The sequence below is a fragment of the Streptomyces montanus genome, from assembly GCF_005786655.1.
GTDB classification, from domain to species: domain Bacteria; phylum Actinomycetota; class Actinomycetes; order Streptomycetales; family Streptomycetaceae; genus Streptomyces; species Streptomyces sporangiiformans.
On record NZ_VBZC01000005.1, the window covers coordinates 133,825 to 148,279 of the forward strand.

Genomic DNA, 14,455 nt, shown 5'->3' on the forward strand with positions numbered 1-14,455 from the left:
GCCGAAGGTGGGGACGGCCTCGACGAGGGCGTCACCGTCGGAGTCGCGGTACTCCAGGCCGTGCAGGCGCATGGCGTTGCGCAGGCTGGAGTGCAGGATCTCGTGGTACGGGCGGTAGGCCTCCAGGACGGCCTGGAAGCGCATGACGCGGAAGTCGTCGAGGAACTCGTCGACATCCAGGTTGTCCAGGTCGAGCCGGTCTTCGAGGGCCTTCAGGGTCGTGGGCCCGAGCTCAAAGTTGATCAGAGTGGCGTAGGCGTCGAAGGTGACGATCTCTCGCACGGGTTCAGCCTCGATTCTGTTTGATGGTGAGAAAGTTGGGGTTCACGCAATGCCGTCGCCGGGGGGGTGACGATCTCGTCGAGTGAGGCCAGGTCGGCCGTGTCGGGCGCCGAGGAGTGTCGCCTCAGTGGCGTCGCTCAAGGCGTGTCATGGCGGGTGCTCAGCAAGCGGGCCACGACCTTCTCCATGGCAACGGCCATGGCCCGCTCCACGTTGACCCAGTCGTCTCTGGCGTGCTCAAGCAGGTAGTCGCGACGCTCCGGCACTCGTTCCGCGCGCCAATGGGTGATCAGCGCGCGAAGTGTGAGGCGTGCCAGCGCGGCAACAGGCAGCAGCGGGAGTTCGGTGTCCTTGATCGGCCGGGCCCGCTCGTATCCCGCGACGAAGCTGCATGCCTCACGCCAGGGATCCAACGGCGTCCGGCCGAGAAGGTTCGCGAGAGACACAGCAGGATCGAAGACCAAAGCACTGCGCATACTGTCACCGAAGTCGATTACTCCTGTGACGAAGCCGTCCGTCCCCGGATCCACCAGGACGTTGTAGGGGCTGTAGTCACCATGGATCACCTGGGTCTCGAGATCACCCAGCCTCGGAACGATGGCCTCGTGGAAGAGACGGAACACTTCTTGTGCCAGCCGACGGTGCGCGGCGCTGGGCGTGTACTCGATGAGCTCCCGCAGCTGGTCGAAGTGTCGAAGGTCCCACACAAGGCGCCGCTCGTCCGCTGGATGCCTGAATGACCGCAGAGCCAGATCCACTCGCCCGAGCATCTGCCCGGCCTTGGCGAGCTGGTGGGGATCGGGGTTCGTCCGCGCCAGGACGGCACCTTCGACGAAGTCGAAGACGCGCAGGACTCGAACCCGGCCGTCCTTCGTCGCGATCGGTACGTTGTCGCTGCCTTCGGTGGTCTCCTTGACCCGCTGGATGGGGAGATGAGGAGCCTCGGTTTCGAGGTGGCGCATCACAGCCGTTTGCAGAGCTACAACAGCTACCGCCTCGTCGGGCGGGGAAACCTTGACGAGATGGTCAGCCGTGCCGGTCCGCAGCCGGAACGTGTCGTCCTTCTCGGTTGCCAGCCGCTCGAGATGTCCGCTCAGCCGGTAGTGCCGGGCGAGGAGGGCGTCCACCACGTTCGTCTCGATGGGCTCGTGGGACCATGCCAGGCCGCTCTCCTCGAACAACTGCTGGGCGATACGTGCGGGGGGCGAGGTGTTCACCGTTCGGTCCCTTCGGCTTTCGGCCTGCTACAGGCGCATCTCGGCGATCTCCGCGAAGGTCTCGAGGAATCGCGTCACGTCGGCCGAGTCGAAGGCCAGCGGCGGTCGGATCTTGAGCACATTGACTGCTTCCCCGGTGCCGCTGATGAGGACGCGACGCTCGCGCATGTCGTTGATGACGTGGTCGGCGCGGACACGATCGGGCTCCAGCGACTCCCGGTCCTTCACGAGTTCGACGCCCACGTACAGACCACTGCCGCGGACCTCCGCGACGTAGGGAGACTCGCGAGTGATCTCCTCAAGGCCGGCCCGAAGCGTCCTGCCGTTGTCGAGAACTCGCTGCTGCACGTTCTCCGCTTCGAAGACGTCCAGAACCGCGGCACCGGCGGCAACCGCGATCGAACTGCCCGCAAAGGTGTTGAAGTAACGGACATTCTGTCCGAACTCGTCGCACACCTCGGGCCTGAACACCACGCCGGAGATCGGCATGCCGTTGCCCATGGGCTTGCCCATCGTGACGATGTCCGGAAGCACCCCATGGCGACTGAACCCCCACATCGACTCTCCGAGCCGGGCGAATCCCGACTGGACCTCGTCGGCGATGTACACGCCGCCCGCGGCGTGCACCTCCTCGACCATGTCACGCAGGTAACCGACGGGATCGGTGAAGATGCCGTCACTTGAGTGCGCGCAGTCGGTGATCAGCGCCGCGAGCCTGTAGCCGTGGCGCTCGAGGTCGCTGATCGCGCCTCGCACCTGGCTTCGCATGTAGTTGGAAAGCGATGAACCCGGCGGGACGAGTCGTGGATCAGGAGCATCGATGAGCCGCACATTCGGCCCGAGCGGTGACCCCGCGCCGAGCGTCGGCGAGAAGCTCGCAACCTCGCGAGTGAGACCGTGGTAAGCCCAGCGAGTCACTACGATTCCCTCGCCGCCCGTATGGAAGCGAGCCACGCGCATGGCCAGGTCGTTCGCCTCCGACCCGCTGCACGCGAAGCTGACCCTCGAGAGCGCTTCGGGCATGGTCGCGAGAAGACGCTCGGCGTAGTCGACGAGGGATTCCTGCACATAGCGCGTGTTGGTGTTGACCGCCGCCATCTGGCGGGACACGGCCTCGACAACGTGCGGGTGTGCGTGACCGACGCACGGCACATTGTTGTAGGCGTCAAGGTAGTCGTTGCCATCCCGGTCGAACAGGTGAGCGCCTCGGCCGGAGACGAACTCGACCGGCTCCCGGTAGTTCAGCGCGTACCCAGGGCCCAGCACGTTGTTTCGTCGCTTGACCGTGGACTGGATTCGCTCAGGCAGTTCGCGGAGCGCTGCGGGGTCGAACCTGTTGGGGTAGTTGGCCAGCGCTCGACTCAGCGTGGAAGTCATCAGTAGGTTCCCTCCTTCGTGGCTTGCATCTCCTCGTGGCTGCTTCAGCGGCAATATAGCAGATTTAGTTTCAGTTCCAGCCTGAAACTTATCTCGCATGGTCAGGAGAGTAAGACTGGCTCCGTTGCGAGCACCGGCACAGCTCGGCCGCCGTGTGCAACTTCCCGCGAGCCTGGGCGTTGAGGGGTGGAGGGGTCGGGTCAGCGCATGCTCGAGTGACCGCGTCCGCGGCGAGGTGCCGCCGTACGGCCGACCGTGGCCGCCAGTTTGCGCAACCGGCGCCAGTCCAGGCGCGGTTGACGCTTGGGAACACCGAGCCGCTTGCGGGGAAGGCGGACGCGCAGCGCTCCGGGGGTCATACGGCAGTGCACCGGGGTGGGCAGGACAAGGGCTTCACCGTCGAGGCCGACCTCGATCTCCGCGCGGTCGGCGTCGATGACGACCTCGGGGGCGGTGAGGACGGTGAGGCCATCCGGTTCGGGGTCCAGGAGCAGCGCGGCGGCCTCGGCCGCGCTGTCCACCCGGACGCCGAGGGCGCCGAGCGCGGCGCTGTCGATGCGTTCGCGTCGGCCGAATCCGAAGGGATCGTCCGTGCGGTAGGGATTGTTGCTGACCAGCACGGCCTGCGGGTCGGTGACGGTGGACCCGGCCTTGGTGGCGTAGTAGCCGCCGCCGCAGGGCGGCGCGATCCCGAAGTCCTAGGTGAGTTCCATCCTGGAGGTCTCGGTGGTACTGCCATCCGGTCAGCGGCCTGGGAGCGCTCGATCTGCTGCTCACCGGCTTCTACCCCGCGATCACTTCATACCGTACGTGGTCGCCGGTATGGCGCTGGGCCGCCTCGATCTCACGTGGTGGACCACTTCTACCGGGACATGCTCGACTTCCCCGGACAGGCCGTCATCATCGAGAACGGCGACCAGCCGATCGACGTGCGGGCCTGGAGGTCGCGGTCGGCCGGGTCGTAGGCGGCATAGTCCTGCAGCTCGCCCCAGGAGGAGAACAGCACCAGCTCCGGGTGGTTGGTGCGGCGGCCGTCCTCACGCCCGCACCCGCGGCCGAACCACAGGAAGTCGAAGAACGTGCGCAGGTCCCGGGCGTGCGCGGCCTAAGTGTTCCGCGGGGAAGGAGGTGCTGGGCTTGGATTCCGTAGGTGATGAGGCGCCTGTTCCACTTGTCGCGACGGCGCTCTCGTTCCTCATGCTCACGGTCCGGATCAGAATGCCGACGCAGCTTGCTCCTGCCGCAGTCCCTGACTGCGTGCCTTGAGCAGCGCGTCCCGTAGGCGGTTGTGGGTCATGGCCAGGCACGCGTGCACCGCGCCGCGTGCTACCGAGAGTCCCAGAATCTGGGAGACAATCGTGATCCGGGGGATGACCGGCAAGCCCTGTTCGAGTCGCTTGCGTACCTCAGGGAGTACCTCGTCCACCAAGGGGTGCAACCGGCCGACGAAGTAGACGGGACTCGGGATCGAGTGTCACGGCGACGATGCTCACGGCGGTCGTGACCGCCGTCGTGAACGCCTTGAGAAGGCGGAGAGTGCCGGATGCGCGTGACCAGGAGAACAGGACTGGCTCCGTCGCGTAGGGCGGGCGTACTCGAAGGTGAGCTGTCGGATGGCCTCTTCGTACAGCTCCAGGGTCCGGCGCAGGTCGGTGGCCTTCTGCCGGAGTCGGCTGAGGTTCGTCTCCTTCCTGCCCGGGAGGGTCCGTGTGTGTCGGGGGGCGGCGGGGATGCCGGGCAGAAGGTGCGTGTCGATGAGGCTGGCGTAGTGGCGGGGAAAGGTGGCAGGCCGGATGCCGAAGCGGCGCCCGATCGCGGTGGCGGTTGGCCGCCGTCCGCTTGCGATCGCCTCCGGAAGGACGGTGCGTGGGCACCCTCCCACCGCTCTTGCTGACCGTCAGCAGGCCGAAGGCAACACGGCTGGACTTGACACAGAAACGACGGTGCACTCAGCGGCCGAGTCGGTCGAACCGGAAGGGCGCGAGGACTTCGGGCCGCCTGCCGGTGAGGACGTACTCGGCGAGCCGGTGCCCGGTGGCCGGGCCCAGCGTGACGCCGAGCATGCCGTGGCCGGTGGCCGCGAAGGCGTTCTGGTGCCCCGGCACACGGTCGATCAACGGGAGCCCGTCGGGGAGGAAGGGCCGTCCGCCGACCCAGGGGTCACGGATCAGCCCGACCAGATCGTCCGGGTCGTCGAACCAGCGGCCCAGGTAGTGCCGGCTGGCGAGGGCGACCGCGACGATACGGCGCCAGTCGAGGCGGTTGTTGTTGCCGCTCAGCTCCATCGTGCCGCCGATCCGCGTGGTGCCGCCGATCGGTGACGCGACGGCCCTGCGCTCGCCGAAGTACAGCGTGTGCCGGGGCGCCGGGTCCAGGTCCACAGAGAAGCTGTAGCCCTTGCCCGCCTGGAGGGGCAGTGGCCGTCCCAGCGAGCGCAGCAGTTGGGAGGAGTGCATTCCGGCCGCGATGACGACGGCTCCGCAGGGAATCTCGCCCTGGCTGGTTCGCAGCGCGGTGACACGTCCCGCCGCCGATCGGAATCCGGTGACCTCCGCGTTCTCGTGGACCTTCACCCCCGCTGCGGCGAGCGCCTCTCCCAGTCCGCGGGCGAATGCCTCCGGGTCGACCACGCCCTCCCCCTCGACGAGGTAGGCCGCGCGTACGTCCGGCGACAGCGCGTCGTCCAGCATCTGTGCGTCGGGACCCGTGGTGACGTCGTCGGGCATCGGGTAGTGGCCGTCCGCCATCTCCCGCTGAATGGCGAGGTGGTGGCGGGCCTCGGACGGCGACAGGAAGGCGTGCACCATGCCGGGCCGGGTCAGGGTCGTGGTCACCCCGGCCTCGCGCATCCCGTCGAAGAGGTCGAAGGTGTGGTGGTTCAGTTCGGCGATCGCCGCGTAGCCGCGTCGGAACGCGGCGGGTGTGCTGCTGCGCCAGAACCGCCACAGCCACCGTACGAACGCCGGGTCCGGGAGCGGGCGCAGATACAGGGGCGAGTCCGGCCGTCCCAGCGAGCGCAGGGCGTAGCGCACCACACCCGGGGCCGGAACGGGTGTCGAATGACTGAGGCAGACCCATCCCACATTGCCGCGGGACACCCCCGAGCCGAGGGCGCGTCGTTCGACGACCTCCACCGGCAGACCGGCCGCGGCCAGGTAGTACGCGGCGCACAACCCCACGACGCCGCCCCCGACCACCACGACGGGGTCGTCGCCGACCGGGCCCGCCCTGCCCGGGGCACTCGTCATGAGCCGGCCCCGTACGTGGCGAGGAACTCCCGGGTACGGGCCTGGGCGGGGGTGTCGAGGACGTCCTGGGGCCTGCCCTCCTCCACGATCCGGCCGCCGTCGACGAAGACGACGTGGTCGGACACCTCGCGGGCGAAGGGCAGTTCGTGGGTGACCAGCAGCATGGTCATTCCCTCCTCGGCGAGTTCCCGCATCACGCTCAGTACCTCCCGGGTGGCCTCGGGGTCCAGGGAGGACGTGGGTTCGTCGAAGAGCAGCACCTCGGGCCTGAGGGCGAGTGCCCGCGCGATGGCGACGCGTTGCTGCTCGCCGCCGGAGAGCTGGTCGGGCTGGGCGAGGGCGCGGTGGGCGACGCCGACCCGGCGCAGCAGTGTGACGGCCCGCTCCAGTGCCTCCGGCTCGGCGACGCCCGCCTTGCGCTGCGCCAGTACGACGTTCTCCACGGCGGTGATGTGCGGGAACAGGTTGAACCGCTGGAAGACCATACCGACGGTGCGGCGCAGTCCGGGCAGGTCGCGGCAGACCATGCGGCCGTTCTGGTGCACCACCTCCCCGGCGACCTCGACCGTGCCCCGGTCGGGCCGTTCCAGCAGGTTGACGCAGCGCATCAGGGTCGTCTTTCCGCCGCCGCTCTGCCCGATGACGCTGACGATGCGGCCGCGGTCGACCTCCAGGTTCACATGGTCGAGCACCAGGCGGCCGTCGAAGGACTTGCACAGCCCCTCGATCCGTACGACCGCATCGGTGGTGGGCGGTGTCGGCGCGGCGGTCTTCGCCGTGGCCTGGGCGGTGGTGACTGGCTCGGTCATACGGTCGTCGCCTCCTTGCGGTCGGCCCCGGCATCGAGGTCGGCCACGAGCAGTGAACGCGCGGCCCGGACCCGACGCCGTCGCCACGGGGACAGCGGGACGCCCGCCCGTACCTTCCGCTCCAGCAGCAGAAGCAGCTGGGAGAGCGGATAGCACAGGGCGAAGTAGATGGCCGAGATGACCAGGTAGACCTCCAGCGCCCGGAAGGTGGACGAGGTGATGAGCCTCCCCTCGGACATCAGCTCGGCGGCGGAGATGGTGACCAGCAATGACGTGGACTTCAGCAGGTCGACCAGGAAGGTGTTGGTTCCGGGCAGCGCCAGCCGGACGGCCTGCGGCAGGATCACATGACCGAAGATGCCCGTCTTGCCCAGTCCCAGTGCCTCCCCCGCCTCTGTCTGCCCGGCGTGCACCCCGCTGATCGCGGAGCGGAAGATCTCGGACAGGTAGGCGGCGTAGAAGACGACCAGGCTGAGGCATCCGGCCGTGAACACGTCCAGCTTGAGCCCGGCCGAGGCCAGGCCGAAGTACGCGAGGAAGATGATGGCCAGGAGCGGGATGTTCTTGAAGACCTCGGTGTAGAGGGCGGCGACGGCGCGCGCGGGCCATGCCTTGCTCAGCCTGAGCAGCGCCACCGCGAGGCCGAGCAGCACCGCGCCGACGAAACTCACCACCGTGTAGGAGACGGTGCGCCAGAGCGCGTCGATCAGGTCGGACTGGTAGTCGGACCAGGGGACTTGGAAGAGACCGGACACGTCATCCCCTCACTTCGCGATGGACGGGGGCGTCCAGTCCTGGGGGCGGTCCACGCCGCGGCGTGCGGTGGCGACATCGGCGGCGGGCTTGAGGAACTGCTCGGGGTCACCGCCGTACTTCTTGACGAGCTTCTCCAACTCGCCGTTCTGGTACATGGCGTCGATCTGCTCGGAGAGCGCCTTCTCCAACTTGGTCGCCTTCTTCGGGAGGTAGAAGCCGGTCTGATAGGGCTGGAAGTAGGCGTAGGCCGGCTTGGCCTTGACCTCGGCGGCGGTCGGCGGGGTCATGTACTGGGTTTCGATCTTCAGCTCGGGCCGTTCCTTCTGCGCCGCGATGATGATCAGCGGGTCGAGGAAGCCGACGTCGACACGGCCCGCGCCGAGGTCGTCGAAGACGCCGTTGGCGTCGGGGTAGGCGTGCAGCTTGGCCTTGGGCACGGCCTGGATGGACTTGACCCAGACGTATCCCTCGACCGTGCCCAGGTCCAGCCCCTTGAGGTCGTCGACCGTCTTGTAGGTTTTCCCGTCCCGGACGGCCATGGCGGGCGGCGAGTAGTACGGCGGATCGGTGAACAGCCCCTGCTTCTGCCGGTCGGCGGACCAGGCGACACCGCCGATGGTGATGTCCACCCGGCGGGACTGCACCCCGGCGAGCATGCCGGCGAAGTCCGTCACCTGGGGTTCGACCTTCAGCCCCAGCTTCCCGGCCGCGTAGTTGAGGATGTCGCCGTCCAGCCCGACGATCTTGTCGCCCTGGACGCTGGTGTACGGCGCGTAGGGCTGGACGGCCACCTTGATGACGCCGGGCTTCAGCGTGCCGAGCGCCGCGGCCTTCGCGGACACGTTCTTCGGTTCGTCATCGCTGTCCGAGCCGCAGGCGGCGACCGTCGACATCAGGAGCAGTGAGGAGACAAGAGCGGCAACAGAACGCATGCGGGCCATCGGCTTGGGCCTTCCGTATCAGCACTGAGGAGACCCGCCGTTCACCGCACTGTGGCCCCGGCGGGGATGTGATGGGGCCATACGCTATGGACAGGCTCGCTGTGCGTCATCGGTCACTCCGTACGAACTTGTGGCCGAAATCACTCGATCCGCTGTACGGTGCGTCCAGCCCTCCGGGTCCATCCCCCAGACGGGAGGAACGCTCGTGCTGAGCCCGTCACTCGCACAGGAGATCGCCGGGGACACCTCCGCGGTCATCGGCTTCAACGTGCTCATCACCGACGCGGAAGGCATGGTCATCGGCAGCGGCGACAGCAGTCGGGTCGGCACCTTCCACGAGGCGTCCATCGAGGTGCTCCGCACCCAGGAGCCCACCACGCACAGCGCGTCGCAGGCGCATCGGCTCCGCGGCGTACGCCCCGGTGTCACCCTGCCGCTGGTCAGCGACGGCCAGGCGGTGGGGACGGTCGGCATCACCGGAACTCCCGTCCAGGTACGCCGCTTCGGGCTGCTGGTGAAGCGTCAGACCGAGATCCTGCTCAGGGAATCCGTGATGCTGCGCTCCCGCCTGCTCGCCGAGCGGGCGGCCGAGAAGCTGCTCGCCGACATCGCCTCGTACGACCCTCATGTCGTGGAGGGCGACTTCCTCGTGTTCCGGGCCTCCGAGCTGGGCTTCGACCTGGGACTGCAACGGGTCGCGGTGGTCTTCCAGGTGACCGCGCCCGGCGTGAGCGCCCGACGTCAGGACGCTCCCGCCCGGAACATCTCGCTGGTCCGCTCGGAACTGCTGCGCACGGTCCGTGAGGTCTTCGCCGGCTCGCAGGACATCGTCGCCGGCACGGCCCCCGGATGGATCGGCGTACTGCACCGGCTCTCGGCCAGGCGCCCGATGGCGTCCCTGATCGGCGACTGCCGGCGCATCACCGACGTCATCGCCGCACAGGACGGCCTCAGTGCCCGCGCGGGGATCGGCGAACCGGTCGCCTCCGTCGGCGGCCTGCACGACTCCTACCAGGACGCATGCGACGCGCTCCGTCTCGGCGCCCGTGTGGCCGGTGATTCCCCCGTCCACCTGATCACCGATCTGCGGGTGCACCAAGTCCTGGCGGCGGTGGGTCAGCCCGCCCGCAACCGCCTGCTCGCACTCACCGCCGCGGACCTGCGCGCCCAGCCCGACTGGCCGGTGCTGCGCGACACGATCACCGCCTGGTGCGAGAACGGCTTCAATCTCGTACGGGCGTCCGCCGCCCTGCACATCCACCGCAACACCGTCGTCTACCGGATGAACAAGATCGAGCAGATCACCGGTCGTCCACTGCGCGAGCACCGGACGACGATGGCCCTGTATCTCGCCTGTCTGGCCGACCAGTTGGGCGGCGGCGTGGCCCCTGCCGAAGGGTGAGTTCCTGACAGCGGGCGACAAAAGACAAAGGCAAGGAGGTCACCGACTCCTTGCCACTCTCAACTTATAGCGCACCGGGGGGCTTGCGGCAAGACCCGGGTCATGCCGCAGAATCGCAGGCCAAAGCCAGAACCTGCGGAAATGAGGGATTCACGAAGTGCGTTTGTTGTTGTCGGTCAATGGGTCGTGTGGTGACGTCGAGCCGGTGGTGGGGCCCGCGCTGCGGTTGCGGGCACTCGGCGCCGAGGCGCGGGTGTGCAAATGAACCTGACCACCAGCGCGTTCGACCTTCCCGATCGCCTCTCCCCCAAGGCCGACCCGACGCTGATCGCCGGCGACGAGCAGCACTTCGCGGCCATCGCGGAGAGCCTCGATCAGACGATCGCCGAACTGTCCGACCGCCTCGATGCCGAGCTCAAGGCACCCGGCGGCGTGGGCCGGCAGGCGATGGACCGGGACATGGAGGTCCACCGGCTGGCCGGTCGCCTGCGCGCCTTGCGTCGCTTCGGTCTGGACCTGTGCCTCGGACACATCGTCGGCGCGGACAGCCCCGAGCCCGTGTACATCGGACGACTGGGCCTCACCGACAGCACCGGGCGCCGGCTGCTGCTGGACTGGCGCGCCCCCGCCGCCGAGCCGTTCTTCGCGGCGACCCACGCCAACCCGATGGGTCTGGCAAGCCGCCGCAGGTATCGCTGGACCCGCGGCCGGATCAGCGACTACTGGGACGAGGTGTTCACCGCTGACGGACTTGAAGGGCACGCCGCGCTCGACGACCAGTCCGCCTTCATCGCCAGCCTGGGCAGCAACCGGTCGGCCCGGATGCGAGACGTGCTCGCCACCATTCAGGCCGACCAGGACGCCATCATCCGCGCGGGATCCCGCGGCGCTCTCGTCGTCGACGGAGGTCCGGGTACGGGAAAGACCGTCGTCGCTCTGCACCGCTCCGCCTACCTCCTCCACTCCGACCCTCGCCTCGGTCACCGTCGGGGCGGCGTGCTGTTCGTCGGTCCGCACCGGCCCTACCTGGCCTACGTCGCCGACGTCCTCCCCAGCCTCGGAGAGGAGGGCGTGCAGACCTGCACCCTGCGGGACCTCGTCGCCGAGGGAGCCGCAGCAGCGATCGAGACGGACCCGGACGTGGCTCTCCTGAAGTCGTCCGCGAACCTGGTGGAGGCGATCGAGACGGCCGTCAGGTTCTATGAGGAACCGCCCGACAAGGGGATGACGGTCACGACCCACTGGTCCGACATCCGGCTGAGCGCCGACGACTGGGCCGTGGCGTTCGAAGCGGCGGAACCCGGTACTCCGCACAACGAGGCGCGCGACCAGGTCTGGGAGGAGCTGCTCACGATCCTGGTGGACAAGCACGACGGCGACGTCTCGCCCGACCTGCTCCGCAAGTCGCTGCGGCAGAACAGAGAGCTACTCACGGCCTTCAACCGCGCGTGGCCGCTGCTCGAAGCGGCCGACCTCGTCGGAGACCTGTGGTCGGTACCCGCCTACCTGCGGATGTGCGCTCCCTGGCTCAGCCCCGATGAGGTTCGGAAGCTGCGGCGCGAGGACGCCCAGGCCTGGACGGTGTCCGACCTGCCGCTCCTGGACGCGGCACGGCAGCGGCTCGGCGACCCGGCGGCGGCACGACGACAGCGTCGTCACAAGGCCGCTGTCGCTTCCGAACGCGAGCGCATGGCCGACGTCATCGACAACGTGATCGCGGCGGATCACGACGGTGAAGGTGCGGTGACGATGCTGCGCGGAAAGGACCTGCAGGACAGCCTGATCGACGAGGCCGGACTGCCCACCGCCGAACCGGACCTGCTCGCCGGCCCGTTCGCGCACATCGTCGTGGACGAGGCTCAGGAACTGACCGACGCGGAGTGGCAGATGCTGCTGCTCCGCTGCCCGTCCCGGAGCTTCACCATCGTCGGGGACCGCGCCCAGGCCAGGCACGGGTTCACGGAGTCGTGGCAGGAACGGCTCGAGCGGATCGGGTTCGACCGGATCGACCTGGCCTCCCTGAGCATCAACTACCGGACGCCGGAAGAGATCATGGCGGAAGCCGAGCCCGTCATCCGCACCGTGCTCCCGGACGCCAACGTGCCGACCTCCATCCGCAGCAGCGACGTCCCCGTCGTACACGGTTCCGTTGCGGATCTGGACTCGATCCTCGACACCTGGCTCGTCGCGCATGCCGACGGGATCGCCTGCGTCATCGGCACTGGTGACATCGGAGAGGGCACGTTCCGGGCGAGGTCCCGCGTCCGGTCGCTGACCCCGGAGCTGTCGAAGGGGCTCGAGTTCGACCTGGTCGTCCTCATCGACCCGGAGGAGTTCGGCAAGGGGATCGAAGGAGCGGTCGACCGCTATGTCGCGATGACCCGAGCGACCCAGCAACTCGTCATCCTCACGAGCTCCTGACGTCGGCCAAGGCAGTCCGTACGACGGCGAGGTCCAGGGGAGCCAGCGTGATGGAGCCGCCCGTTTCCTTCCCGGAGATGAGGTCGAAGCCCTCCTCGGGCAGCGGGATGTGTGCCGTGTCGGTCTCCGAGTGGTTGAGCAGGAACAGGAACGCCGCTTCACCGCTCGTACGGCGGGCGACTTCCACGAAGGCGGGTGCCTCGGTGACGAGCGGCCTGACCCCCGCGTCCGCCACCGCGGCCAGCACGGTGTCGCGCAGGGGGTCGGCGGGCAGACGGGTGCCGATGTAGAGCACCCGGCCGTCGCCCACGGCATGGTCGAGGATCGCGGCCCGTCCCGAGAGGTGACCTGATGTGTAGGAGGCGATCACGTCCGCGGTTTCGGGATGGATGCTGTCCTGCCACCAGTGCGCCCGGACGATCGTGCCGTCGGCGAACCTCACCTCGAAGGTCTCGCCGTCACGGGCGGGCCAGTACTCGTCGATGCAGCCGCCGATCAGGGTGCGGAAGGCCCCGGGGTAGGCGGGCTGACGCACCTGGTTGGCGGCGCCCAGCACCTCACGGAACTCGGTCATCGACGCATCGCCCTCATCACCGGGCCACTCGACCTGGTCTGCTGCCGGGCGCGGTTCGGCGGATACCTCGCGGCCCTGCGCGACGCCCGCATACGCCCGGACCGCGCCCTTTTCCAGTCCGTGCCGTTCCAGACCGAACCGGCCCGGCGCGCCGCCCACGCTCTCCTGGACGGCTACCACCCGCCGACGGCGTTCGTGACCGGCAACGACCTTCAGGCGCTCGGCGTCATCGAAGCGTGCGCCGAGCGTGGCCTACGGGTTCCGGAGGACGTGTCCGTCGTGGGCTTCGACGACCTCGACGCCGCGCGGTCGGCGGCCCCCGCGCTGACGACGGTCCGTCAGCCGTTCGAGGAGATGGCGGCGGAGAGCATCCGCGTCCTGGGCGTCGTCTCGGACGACCCGTCACCGGCTCCGATCCGGCTGGACATGTCGGTCGACCTCGTCGTCAGAAAGTCCACCGGCCCCGCCCCCGGCGACAGCCCTCGCCCGCTCTTCCCGCTCCCCCGGCCGAACTGAAACTCCGTGATGCGGCACCGGCCCCTGGTTGAGGCAGAGCCGAACGGTTCCGCCTCGGGCGGAATCCCGGGCAGAATCGGCCCGTATGGGCAGCCATTGCACAAGCGGCCCATCAGGACCACGGTCGGTGAAGCTCGAATGCCCGCATGGCCCCGCATGGCCCCGGACGGCCGACGACCGGGGCCGCGGAGGAGGAGACGATGGTGACGGCGGCGGCATACGACGAGATCGCTGACTGGTACGAGACCGAGTTCCTCAATCGCCCACGCCCCGCAGCAGGAGACGGGCACCCCCTGAGCCTGGGCTTCCTCCTGGATGAGTTCCTCGGTGCAGGCAGCGGCACCTGTCTCGAGATCGGCTGCGGCACCGGCGTCCACGCAGACCGGCTCCGCACACTGGGCTGGACCCCGGTCGGCATCGACCTGTCCGGCGGGATGCTGCGCCATGCGCGTGAGCGGCTGCCGGTCGTACAGGCTGACGCGGGGCAGTTGCCGGTCCGGGCCGGTTCTCTGTCAGCCGTCGTCGCGGTCATGGCTCACACCGACATGCCCCAGTATCCGCAGGTGCTGCGCGAGGTCTCACGGATCCTGCGTCCGGGCGGCGTGTTCGTGCACGTCGGGGTCCATCCCTGCTTCTGCGGCGGGTTCGCGGATCGAGGCGATCTGGAAGCGGTGGTCATCCGCCCCGGCTATCTCGACGGCCACTGGACCAAGGCGTCCTGGACGGACAAGGGGGTACGCGACAAGGTCGGCGCCAGCCATCTCCCACTGCCTGAACTGCTGCACGGGTTCCTCGATGCGGGCCTGACACTCGACCGGTTCGCCGAGGGCGGTGCCCCGACGCCGGCCGTGCTGGCGATCAAGGGCACCAAGTCCCGGTGCTCCGGTTGAACAACAAGCTGGGGGCGCGGCG

13 protein-coding genes and 1 pseudogene are annotated in these 14,455 nt (G+C 68.6%); 4 read left to right on the top strand and 10 right to left on the bottom strand.

Going from position 1 to position 14,455, the window contains the following annotated elements; genetic code table 11:
* The 9 genes and pseudogenes from FE633_RS47705 to FE633_RS05865 form a co-directional block, all read right to left on the bottom strand.
* Nucleotides 1-282 (bottom strand): HAD family hydrolase (locus tag FE633_RS47705; protein WP_484422045.1); only part of this gene is annotated, 282 nt, incomplete at its 3' end.
* Between the two features lie 137 nt (nucleotides 283-419).
* Nucleotides 420-1,499, bottom strand: coding sequence for a phosphotransferase (locus tag FE633_RS05825; RefSeq protein ID WP_138043990.1), 1,080 nt, complete (start codon nucleotides 1,497-1,499; stop codon nucleotides 420-422).
* Nucleotides 1,500-1,526: 27 nt separating this feature from the next.
* Nucleotides 1,527-2,930, bottom strand: a complete 1,404-nt coding sequence (locus tag FE633_RS05830; RefSeq protein WP_246113444.1) for an aspartate aminotransferase family protein — start codon at nucleotides 2,928-2,930, stop codon at nucleotides 1,527-1,529.
* Between the two features lie 146 nt (nucleotides 2,931-3,076).
* A pseudogene (locus FE633_RS05835) lies at nucleotides 3,077-3,520 on the bottom strand (diacylglycerol kinase); the annotation flags it as partial.
* 218 nt (nucleotides 3,521-3,738) lie between these two features.
* Nucleotides 3,739-3,882, bottom strand: coding sequence for a hypothetical protein (locus FE633_RS47710; protein WP_212747164.1), 144 nt, complete (start codon nucleotides 3,880-3,882; stop codon nucleotides 3,739-3,741).
* Between the two features lie 943 nt (nucleotides 3,883-4,825).
* The gene (locus tag FE633_RS05850; protein ID WP_212747165.1) at nucleotides 4,826-6,124 is read right to left on the bottom strand and encodes an NAD(P)/FAD-dependent oxidoreductase; all 1,299 of its coding nucleotides are present in this window, start codon (nucleotides 6,122-6,124) and stop codon (nucleotides 4,826-4,828) included.
* Nucleotides 6,121-6,933, bottom strand: a complete 813-nt coding sequence (locus FE633_RS05855; protein WP_138043991.1) for an amino acid ABC transporter ATP-binding protein — start codon at nucleotides 6,931-6,933, stop codon at nucleotides 6,121-6,123. Before FE633_RS05855 ends, FE633_RS05850 begins: the two co-directional genes overlap by 4 nt.
* On the bottom strand, nucleotides 6,930-7,688 hold the full coding sequence (locus FE633_RS05860) for an amino acid ABC transporter permease (protein WP_138043992.1): 759 nt from the start codon (nucleotides 7,686-7,688) through the stop codon (nucleotides 6,930-6,932). Before FE633_RS05860 ends, FE633_RS05855 begins: the two co-directional genes overlap by 4 nt.
* Nucleotides 7,689-7,697: 9 nt before the next feature.
* Nucleotides 7,698-8,621 carry a substrate-binding periplasmic protein gene (locus FE633_RS05865; RefSeq protein ID WP_246113445.1) on the bottom strand — a complete coding sequence of 308 codons (924 nt, stop codon included), beginning with the start codon at nucleotides 8,619-8,621 and terminating at the stop codon, nucleotides 7,698-7,700.
* Nucleotides 8,622-8,835: 214 nt separating this feature from the next.
* On the opposite strand from FE633_RS05865, the gene FE633_RS05870 reads away from it, so the two are divergent.
* Both FE633_RS05870 and helR read left to right on the top strand, forming a co-directional pair.
* Nucleotides 8,836-10,032, top strand: coding sequence for a CdaR family transcriptional regulator (locus FE633_RS05870; protein ID WP_138043994.1), 1,197 nt, complete (start codon nucleotides 8,836-8,838; stop codon nucleotides 10,030-10,032).
* A gap of 261 nt (nucleotides 10,033-10,293) precedes the next feature.
* Nucleotides 10,294-12,453 carry an RNA polymerase recycling motor ATPase HelR gene (gene helR / locus FE633_RS05875; RefSeq protein WP_138043995.1) on the top strand — a complete coding sequence of 720 codons (2,160 nt, stop codon included), beginning with the start codon at nucleotides 10,294-10,296 and terminating at the stop codon, nucleotides 12,451-12,453.
* On the opposite strand, the gene FE633_RS05880 is transcribed toward helR, so the two are convergent.
* Nucleotides 12,440-13,027: a beta-galactosidase trimerization domain-containing protein gene (locus FE633_RS05880; RefSeq protein ID WP_246113446.1), complete on the bottom strand. Its 588-nt coding sequence runs from the start codon at nucleotides 13,025-13,027 to the stop codon at nucleotides 12,440-12,442. The two genes, helR and FE633_RS05880, sit on opposite strands and share 14 nt — an antisense overlap.
* A gap of 33 nt (nucleotides 13,028-13,060) precedes the next feature.
* On the opposite strand from FE633_RS05880, the gene FE633_RS05885 reads away from it, so the two are divergent.
* Complete coding sequence (locus tag FE633_RS05885) at nucleotides 13,061-13,543, top strand: LacI family DNA-binding transcriptional regulator (RefSeq protein ID WP_246113456.1); 483 nt, start codon at nucleotides 13,061-13,063, stop codon at nucleotides 13,541-13,543.
* 146 nt (nucleotides 13,544-13,689) lie between these two features.
* Nucleotides 13,690-14,433 carry a class I SAM-dependent methyltransferase gene (locus tag FE633_RS05890; protein WP_212747166.1) on the top strand — a complete coding sequence of 248 codons (744 nt, stop codon included), beginning with the start codon at nucleotides 13,690-13,692 and terminating at the stop codon, nucleotides 14,431-14,433.
* Nucleotides 14,434-14,455 lie beyond the last annotated feature (22 nt).

Bases quoted from the DNA above. Each gene is read 5' to 3' on its own strand.
- FE633_RS05855 (WP_138043991.1), bottom strand. From the start codon at position 6,933: ATGACCGAGCCAGTCACCACCGCCCAGGCCACGGCGAAGACCGCCGCG.
- FE633_RS05850 (WP_212747165.1), bottom strand. From the start codon at position 6,124: ATGACGAGTGCCCCGGGCAGGGCGGGCCCGGTCGGCGACGACCCCGTC.
- FE633_RS05880 (WP_246113446.1), bottom strand. From the start codon at position 13,027: ATGACCGAGTTCCGTGAGGTGCTGGGCGCCGCCAACCAGGTGCGTCAG.
- FE633_RS05865 (WP_246113445.1), bottom strand. From the start codon at position 8,621: ATGCGTTCTGTTGCCGCTCTTGTCTCCTCACTGCTCCTGATGTCGACG.
- helR (WP_138043995.1), top strand. From the start codon at position 10,294: ATGAACCTGACCACCAGCGCGTTCGACCTTCCCGATCGCCTCTCCCCC.
- FE633_RS05890 (WP_212747166.1), top strand. From the start codon at position 13,690: ATGGCCCCGCATGGCCCCGGACGGCCGACGACCGGGGCCGCGGAGGAG.